This is a genomic window from uncultured Agathobaculum sp., assembly GCF_963927765.1.
In the GTDB taxonomy this organism is placed as follows: domain Bacteria; phylum Bacillota; class Clostridia; order Oscillospirales; family Butyricicoccaceae; genus Agathobaculum.
The window spans coordinates 1-8,662 of sequence record NZ_CAWVCU010000070.1 but is presented as its reverse complement, the minus strand read 5'-3'; the positions used below and the strand labels follow the sequence as shown (position 1 = coordinate 8,662).

Annotated in this window: 7 protein-coding genes and 1 pseudogene; 7 read left to right on the top strand and 1 reads right to left on the bottom strand. The window is 55.8% G+C overall.

Features of this window, described 5'->3' with window-relative positions:
- The 3 genes and pseudogenes from ABGT74_RS06245 to ABGT74_RS06235 all read left to right on the top strand — a co-directional run.
- A pseudogene (locus ABGT74_RS06245) lies at positions 1-280 on the top strand (ribosome small subunit-dependent GTPase A); the annotation flags it as partial.
- Entirely contained in the window at positions 250-912 is a 663-nt protein-coding gene (locus ABGT74_RS06240; RefSeq protein WP_297282888.1) for a thiamine diphosphokinase, read from the top strand. The pseudogene ABGT74_RS06245 and the gene ABGT74_RS06240, both read left to right, overlap by 31 nt.
- A gap of 143 nt (positions 913-1,055) precedes the next feature.
- Positions 1,056-2,249 carry a pyridoxal phosphate-dependent aminotransferase gene (locus ABGT74_RS06235; protein ID WP_297282899.1) on the top strand — a complete coding sequence of 398 codons (1,194 nt, stop codon included), beginning with the start codon at positions 1,056-1,058 and terminating at the stop codon, positions 2,247-2,249.
- Positions 2,250-2,310: 61 nt separating this feature from the next.
- On the opposite strand, the gene ABGT74_RS06230 is transcribed toward ABGT74_RS06235, so the two are convergent.
- The gene (locus tag ABGT74_RS06230) at positions 2,311-2,958 is read right to left on the bottom strand and encodes a GNAT family N-acetyltransferase (RefSeq protein ID WP_346704889.1); all 648 of its coding nucleotides are present in this window, start codon (positions 2,956-2,958) and stop codon (positions 2,311-2,313) included.
- A gap of 256 nt (positions 2,959-3,214) precedes the next feature.
- On the opposite strand from ABGT74_RS06230, the gene purB reads away from it, so the two are divergent.
- The 4 genes from purB to nrdR all read left to right on the top strand — a co-directional run bounded on the left by purB (position 3,215) and on the right by nrdR (position 8,572).
- Positions 3,215-4,645, top strand: coding sequence for an adenylosuccinate lyase (gene purB / locus ABGT74_RS06225; protein WP_346704888.1), 1,431 nt, complete (start codon positions 3,215-3,217; stop codon positions 4,643-4,645).
- 82 nt (positions 4,646-4,727) lie between these two features.
- Complete coding sequence (gene secD / locus ABGT74_RS06220; RefSeq protein WP_346704887.1) at positions 4,728-7,079, top strand: protein translocase subunit SecD; 2,352 nt, start codon at positions 4,728-4,730, stop codon at positions 7,077-7,079.
- Between the two features lie 133 nt (positions 7,080-7,212).
- Complete coding sequence (locus ABGT74_RS06215) at positions 7,213-8,004, top strand: sugar phosphate isomerase/epimerase (protein ID WP_346704886.1); 792 nt, start codon at positions 7,213-7,215, stop codon at positions 8,002-8,004.
- Positions 8,005-8,116: 112 nt separating this feature from the next.
- Positions 8,117-8,572, top strand: coding sequence for a transcriptional regulator NrdR (nrdR, locus tag ABGT74_RS06210; RefSeq protein ID WP_297282893.1), 456 nt, complete (start codon positions 8,117-8,119; stop codon positions 8,570-8,572).
- The last annotated feature ends 90 nt before the right edge of the window (positions 8,573-8,662 follow it).

The window sequence follows — 8,662 nt, the reverse complement described above, 5'->3', positions numbered from 1 at the left end:
CGGCTACATCGCGGACACGCCGGGCTTTTCCTCGTTTGAGACCGAGCAGATGGATCTGGTGCTGGCAGAGGATCTGCAATATGCGTTTCCCGAGTTTGCGCCCTATCTGGGGCAGTGTAAGTTTACCGGCTGCGCGCACGTCAAGGAAAAGGGCTGCGCGGTGTTGGCGGCGGTAGAGGCGGGGGAAATTGCCCGCAGCCGCCATGAAAGCTATGTCAAGCTGTATGATAGCGTAAAGGATTTGAAGCAATGGGAGATTTCCAAGGGCGGCACGCGTTGATTTTTGCCGCTGCACCCGAAACCGAATACGGCTACATCCGCGCGTTTCTGGACGAGCATCCGGACGCGCTGATCGCTTGTGCGGACGGTGGTCTGCGCCATGCGCGTGCGCTCGGGCTGCATCCGGATTTCATGATTTCGGACTGCGATTCCATGCCTGAGGTCGAGGGGACGGAGATCATCCGTCTGAAGCCGGAAAAGGATGACACGGATACGCAGGGCTGTCTGCGTGAGGTGTTTCGCCGCGGCTGCACCGAGGCAACGCTCGTCTGTGCGACCGGCGGGCGCATCGACCATATGCTGGCGAACCTGTCGCTTCTGGAAGAGGCGCACGATCTGGGCGGGTATCTGACCGTGCTTGATCGGCAAAACCGCATCGTTTTGCATGAGGGCGGCTGCCGGAAATTCAAAATGCCGGCGGCATATCGCTATTTCTCCATCGTGCCGCTTGATGCTGTCCTGCACGGCGTGACGATCGAAAATGCAAAATACCCGCTGCGTGATGCAACAGTCACGCGTGCGGGGATGGTCACGATCTCCAATGAGGCTGCGGAAAATGCGACTGTTACGGTCGAAATCAGGGACGGGCGTGCGCTCGTCGTCTTTTCGCGCGATCTGACCACCGCTTTGTGAAATATCCACACCAAAACCGCCCCAAACCGGCGGTTTTTCTATTCTTCTGTTTTGCAGTTTTGCAGGCGCAGACTTGCAAAAATAAACCGGCAGGCATATAATAAAAATATAGAGAGACGAAAAGGGAGTGCTGAGCAGTGGCATTGAAACCGATTTCCAGAATCGCAGCGGGGGTACAGGCATCAACGACGCTTGTCATTGACTCGCTGTTCAAGCAGATGAAGGCCGAGGGCAAGGACGTAGTCGGCTTTGGCGCGGGCGAGCCGGATTTCCCGACCCCCGAGCACATCAAGCAGGCAGGCATTGAGGCAATCGAGAACAATCTGACCCGCTATACGCCGGCCGCAGGCCTGATGGAGCTGCGTGAGGCCGCGTGCTATCGTCTGAAAACCGATTTCGGCCTGGAGTATGAGCCGAAGCAGATCGTTGTGGCTTCGGGTGCAAAGCACTCGGTCTATATTGCACTGATGACGCTGTGCAATCCGTGCGATGAGGTCGTCATCGCCGCACCCTACTGGGTCAGCTATTCGGAAATGGTGCAGCAGGCGGGCGCGGTGCCGGTGATCGTCGCAGCTGAAGAGGAACAGGACTTTAAGATCTCAGCTGCCCAGCTGGACGCTGCAATCACGGACAAAACCAAGGTGTTCATGCTCAACTCGCCCTGCAACCCGACCGGTATGGTGTATACGCGCGAGGAACTGGAAGCGATCGCAGAGGTCTGCTGCCGTCACAATATCTATGTCATTGCGGATGAGATTTACTGCAATCTGGTGTATGATGACATTGAGTTTGTCTCCTTTGCTTCGCTGAATGAGGATGTTAAGAACCGCACCATCATCGTCAACGGTGTGTCCAAAAGCTATGCCATGACCGGCTGGCGCATTGGTTACAGTGCATCCAACCCGGAGCTTGCTAAGGTAATGAGCAACTACCTGAGCCACTCGACTTCGGCGCCCTCTACAATCTCGCAGCATGCGGCGATCGTCGCGCTCAAGGGCCCGCAGGAGGATATGCAGGTGATGAAGCAGGCGTTTGAGGCACGCCGCGATCATCTGGTCGAGCGCATGAACCGCATCGAAGGTGTTTCCTGCATCAAGCCGCAGGGCGCGTTCTATGTTATGATGAACATGAAGAACTTCCTCGGCAAGCAGATGTACGGCAAGACGATTGAGAGTGCGGAGGACTTCGCGCAGCTGTTCCTCGAAAAGGGCTTGGTTGCGACCGTACCGTGCACGGCGTTCGCCGCGCCGGGGTTTGTACGCTGGAGCTACGCGACTTCGCTGGCTGAGATCGACAAGGGTCTTGACCGGCTGGAGGAGTTCATCAAGAACGCATAAAGATGAGCGTCATAGCAAAAAGACGGGCTTTGCCCGTCTTTTTTATTATACATTTGCGGTTTTAAAATGCGCCTAACTGCATCAGCGGCAGCAGCAGCCGGTATTCGGTAAAATCTCCGCAGGTATGTACCTGCTTGAGCTGGAAGCCAAAGTGCAGGTACATCCGCACATTCTCACGCGTGAAGGTTTCCAAAATCACGGCTGGATACCCCTGCGAAACCGCGTGCTCGATTGCGCCTTCCAGCAGGTCGCGGGCAATGCCTGTGCCGCGATAGGGCTTATCGACTGCAAACTGCGCAATATAATAGGGTCGGCCGCAGTAGCGCCGATACCAGCGAGTGCTGTGCACATTCAGCACCGGGCGGCTGTTGCGCATGATCTGGGTCAGCAGCGGACGCGGGATGTCGTGCAGTTCTTTGCCGTGACGCAGGGCATAGAGAAATTGCCCGAGCGGGCCGAAATGCGCCAGACGCTGTGCATCTATGCCTGCAATCACGCCGGCAGGCGTGCCATCCGGACTGTCGCTGACAAAAATATCGCCGTGCGAGAAGAAATAGCCCTGTCCAAGACCGAGCACAGTCGGGCCGATTTGCCGGGCGGTTTCCGGGTCGATGCCGGAAAATTGTTGCTGTAATTCGGCCTGATCGTAAAATTGGTCAAACATCAGTGCGGCCAGCGCCGCACGTTCCTCGCGCTTTGCTCTGCGCATATCGCATCCCTCCCGTTTGCTTGTTATCCTGATGATAGCACGCCCTTTGACCGCCCGTCAAGCGGCAGGGCGCGGCAGCGTGTCAAATACGCGGGGCAGGGCGGGCAATTCTTTGTTTATTGTCACAATATGTGCGCGAAACAGGGCGATTTGGCTTGAAATAAACCGTATGGAGTGTTAAACTAAACAAGATGTATAATTGTCTGCCCGTTTGCTGTTGCAATCAAAAAAAGACAGAGTTGAAAGGACGACTGACATGAATAACGTGTATGAAAGCCCGCTGTCCTCGCGCTATGCTTCGGAAAAGATGCTGTATGTATTCTCCTCGGATATGAAGTTCTCTACCTGGCGCCGCCTGTGGGTGTCGCTTGCCAAGGCGGAGATGGCGCTCGGCCTGCCCATCACGCAGGAGCAGGTCGATGAGATGGAGGCCCACCTGACCGACATTGATTACGATACCGCGCGCGCCCGTGAGAAGGAAGTGCGCCATGACGTGATGGCGCATGTGTATACCTTCGGTAAGGCAGCACCGAAGGCGGCCGGTATCATCCATCTGGGGGCGACGAGCGCGTATGTCGGCGATAACACCGATATCATCCAGATCCGCGAGGGTCTGCTGCTGGTGCGCAAAAAGCTCGCGGTTGTGCTGGACAAGCTGGCGCGCTTTGCGGATGCGCACAAGGCGCAGCCGACGCTCGGCTTTACGCACTTCCAGCCCGCGCAGCTGACGACGGTCGGCAAGCGCGCGACGCTCTGGATGAATGAGCTGTTGATGGATTTGAATGAGGTCGAATACCGCATTGAAAACCTGCGCATGCTCGGCTCGAAGGGCACGACCGGCACGCAGGCGTCCTTCATGGAGCTGTTCGACGGGGACGAAAGCAAGGTCAAGGAGCTGGAAAAGCGCATTGCGGACGATTTTGGTTTTGCGGGTGTGGTTCCGGTGTCCGGCCAGACCTATTCGCGCAAGATCGACGCGCAGACGCTTGCAACCCTCGCCGGAATTGCCGAGTCCGCGTCCAAGTTTGCTACCGACCTGCGTCTGCTCCAGCACCTTAAGGAGATCGAGGAGCCGTTTGAAAAGCATCAGATCGGCTCGTCTGCGATGCCGTACAAGCGTAATCCGATGCGTTCCGAGCGTATCTGCGCGCTGGCACGTTACGTCATCTGCGACAGCCTGAACCCGGCGTTCACTTCCGCGACCCAGTGGTTCGAGCGCACGCTTGACGACTCGGCTAACAAGCGTATCTCTGTACCGGAGGCGTTCCTTGCGGTCGATGCGATCCTCAATATTATGATTAACGTGGTTTCCGGCCTTGTCGTTTACCCCAAGGTGATCGAGGCGCGTGTGATGAGCGAGCTGCCTTTTATGGCAACCGAGAACATTATGATGGACGCAGTCAAGCGCGGCGGCAACCGGCAGGAGCTGCATGAGCGCATCCGTGAGCACTCGATGGCGGCAGGCAAGCGTATTAAGGAAGAGGGTCTGGACAACGACCTGATCGACCGCATCGCAGCCGACCCAATGTTCGGCATGACGCGCGAGCAGATTTTGGAGCATCTCGACCCGGCGGCATACATCGGCCGCTGCCCGTCGCAGGTGGACGAGTTTATCAGCGAGTGCGTCCGTCCGGCGATCGCACCCTATCTGGAGGGAGAAGAGGTCACAGTGGAGATCAACCTGTAAGCGTGCGGCGTCAAGGTTGACTTTTAAGTGGTTTCGCAGTATACTACTTTAGCTGTGTAAGAAAACGAAGGAGGCAGAAACATTGAAGAAAAGTGTGATTTCCTTCATTACGGTGATCCTGCTGATCATTTTCCTGGGCGTTACCGCAGTGACAGGTGTGTATATTCCGGGAGGCTGGACTATGCCGTTTCGGGATACGGCGGCGTCGGATACCGCTGATACGGCGGATACGACAGAGGATCAGGCCGCAACGGATCAAACATTGACCGATAGCACCACCGAGCAAACAGAGGAGACGGCGGAGGAGACGACGGCGGATTCTCTCAAGGCGATCATTCCGAGCGTGATGGATACCGAGAACGGCATCCGTCTGGGTCTTGATCTGGTCGGTGGTTCGCGCATCGTATATGAGGCGCAGATCCCGGAAGGCTACGATATGTCTAATCTGGCCGACGACATGAACTCGGTGCAGAAGGTGATCCGTCAGCGTCTGACCGATAAGGGCTTTACTGAGGCAACCGTCACCCTGACCGGCGACAACCGCGTAACGGTCGAGATTCCGCAGATCACCAATCCGGAAGAGGCAGTACAGACGCTCGGCACGACCGCGCAGCTCATCTTTGCGGATGCAGACGGCAAGGAGTGGCTGACCGGCGAGGACATCGCCAAGGCTTCTTACGGCTATGGTAAGCCGACCGGCACCGAAATGTCCGATATTCATTATGTACAGGTACAGTTCACCAGCGAGGGTCGTCAGAAGTTCGCTGAGGCTACTGCATCGGTATCGGCCCGCACGGACGGCACCAATCAGCTGTTCATCATCATGGATGACCAGATCATCTCCTATCCGTCGGTTAGCGAGACGATTGACAACGATAGCTGTGTGATTTCCGGCAGCTTTACGCGCGAGAGCGCACAGGAACTGGCTGATCTGATCAACGCAGGCCAGATTCCGTTCTCGCTGACGCAGGTGGAACTGCGTTCGGTCGGCCCGCAGCTGGGCGCGGACGCGATGCGCACTTCCCTGATCGCAGGTGCGATCGGCGTGCTGCTGGTCTGCCTGTTCATGCTGATTATCTACCGCATCCCGGGTCTGGTTGCATGCCTTGCGCTGGGCTTCTATATCGTCATTGAAGCGCTGATCTTCAGTCTCATTCGTGTTAACCTTTCCCTGCCGGGTATCGCAGGTATCATTTTGTCCATTGGTATGGCGGTTGACGCCAACGTCGTCATCTTCGAGCACATTAAGGAAGAACTGCGCGCGGGTAAGACGGTCAAGAGCGCGATCGAGTCGGGCTTTAAGCGCGCGTTCACCGCAATTCTGGACTCCAACATCACTACACTGATTGCAGCGGCTGTTCTGTTCTTCCTTGGCACGGGTACGATCGTCGGCTTTGCGACCACGCTGGGCATCGGCGTTATCGTTTCCATGTTCACGGCGCTGACCGTGGCCCACTTCCTGCTCAACCGCATGGTGGATTTCCACATCCGCAGCCCCAAGGCGTATGGCCTGAACGACCACGCGCTGCGTCCGCGCTTTGCGATTTTGAAGAACTTCAAGATCTTCGGCGGTATCTCGATCCTGCTGGTTCTGACCGGTTTGGTTTCGCTCATTCTGCTGCCGTTTGGTCAAAACTTCTTTAACCTGAGCATTGACTTTGCGGGCGGCACCGAGATGGAGTTTGCCATGCATCAGACGGTTGACCAGAACCTCCAGACCGAGGTTGGCAACCTGTTTGAAGAAGTGACCGGTATGGAGGCTTCCTCCGTCACTTCCTCGGGCGATAACAATGAGAATGTGCTGATTCGTTCGACTTCGATCGACTCGGAGAAGCGTGAGGCTGTCATCGAAAAGATGACCGAAACCTATAATCTGACCGAGGACGAGATCTACAACAACAACGACGTTTCCGCGTCGGTTGGCTCCGACCTGCAGCGTGCAGCCTTCCTGTGCGCAATTGTTGCGATCGTGCTGATGCTGATTTATATCACCATTCGCTTTGAGCTGACCAGCGGTCTGGCGGCGGTCATCTGCTTGGTACACGACCTGCTGATTATGCTGTCGGTTTATGTCTGGCTGCAAATTCCGCTGGATACCAACTTCATCGCCGCAGCGCTGACCATCTTCGGTTACTCGATCAACGCGTCGATTATCATATTCGACCGTGTGCGTGAAAACCTGCGTATCGCGCGCAAGGAGCCGTTTGAGGCGGTGGCCGAGCGCAGCGTATGGCAGACCATGGGCCGTACGATCAATACCTCGCTGACCACGCTGTTCACGGTTGGTATGATCTATATTCTGGGCGTGCCGTCGCTCAAGCAGTTCACGCTGCCGCTGATCGTCGGTATTCTGGCGGGCGCTTGGTCGTCTGTTATGCTGTCTACCAGCTTGTGGGGCTTCTTCCGCAAGAAGTTCCGCAAAAAGCGCGTCTGATTATGATGCAAAAAGGCCGGGCAATGTGCCCGGCCTTTTGACGATTTATCTGCTGGTACAGAATAGCGAAGCCTTGGATACAGCGTCAGTTTAGTAGATGCTGTCCATTGCAGCAAAAGAAAGGAGAAATGCCATGCGCATCGGAATGTCAACCGCGTGTTTTTATCCGCAGCCGCTGGAAGAGGCTCTGCCAATCATTGCAGGGCTGGGCGTGCGTGCGATTGAGATATTTTTCAATACGGAAAGCGAGTTTGAGCCTCGGTTTTATGAAGCGCTTGGCGCGCAGGCACGCAGCTTGGGACTGGATGTAGTATCCGTGCATCCGTATACCTCGCTGATGGAGGGCATGCTGCTGTTTTCCGACTATGCGCGCCGCACAGAGGACGGACTAATGCAGTATCAGCGGTATTTCGAGTGTGCGGCAGCGCTGGGCGCACGTTTTTTGACCTTTCACGGCGAGCGCAACATGGGACAGCAGGATGATCCGGCGCGATGGGAACGCAAGTGCGCGGTTTACCGGCGGTTGTGTGAAATCGGTGCAGCCTGCGGGATCACGTTGGCACAGGAGAACGTCGCATGGTGCCGCTCACGTGAACCGGCATTTGTGCATGCGCTGTACCGAGATGTGCCGGAGCTGCGGTACACGCTGGATATCAAGCAAGCATATCGGGCAGGACAAAGTTGGAAAGCGTTTCTGGACGCAATGGGCGAGCGGCTGGTCAACGTGCACATCAACGATTTTTCTGCCGAGCAAAGCTGCTTGATGCCCGGTGAAGGCAGCATGGATTATGCGGATTTCTTCTCACGGCTGCGCGCGAAAGGATATGACGGTCATACCATCATTGAGGTCTACCGAACCAACTTTGATGCACCGGAGGAGCTCAGCGGTGCGGTGCGCACGCTGAGCCGGTTTGCTTCGCTGTAAAGCGGGAAAAGTAGGCCGCAGATTTAGGTGTGCTAATTGACTTTATACCACAAGCGGTGGTATAATAAGGGAAAATACAGAACAGTATACTGGTTTGCAAGGGGGAAACGCAATGAAATGTCCGTTTTGCGGGTTTGACGACAGCAAGGTGGTCGATTCCCGACCGACTGATGAGGGAACGAGCATCCGCCGCCGCAGGGAATGTCTCAAATGTTTCAAGCGTTTTACCACCTATGAGACCGTGGAGCGGATGCCGTTGATGCTGGTCAAGCGCGACGGCACACGGCAGGCCTATGATCGGCAAAAGCTGCTGGGCGGACTGATGAAGGCGTGTGAAAAGCGCCCGGTTTCGCTCATTCAATTGGAGCAAATCGTGGACAATGTGGAGCAGCGCGTTTTTGGCTCTCTGGAAACTGAGGTATCCAGTAAGGTGATTGGGGAGCTGGTGATGGAGCAGCTGCGCAAGGTCGATGAGGTGGCGTATGTCCGCTTCGCGTCTGTCTATCGGCAGTTTAAGGATATCAATACTTTTATGGAGGAGCTGAATACACTGCTCAAGGATAAGTGAATTTGATTTCCTCCCAACCAAAACCGGCGAAAAATCCCCCGAAAACTCGCAGGTAAAAATAGAGAGGAATAAGGACTTAAGGTACGAAAG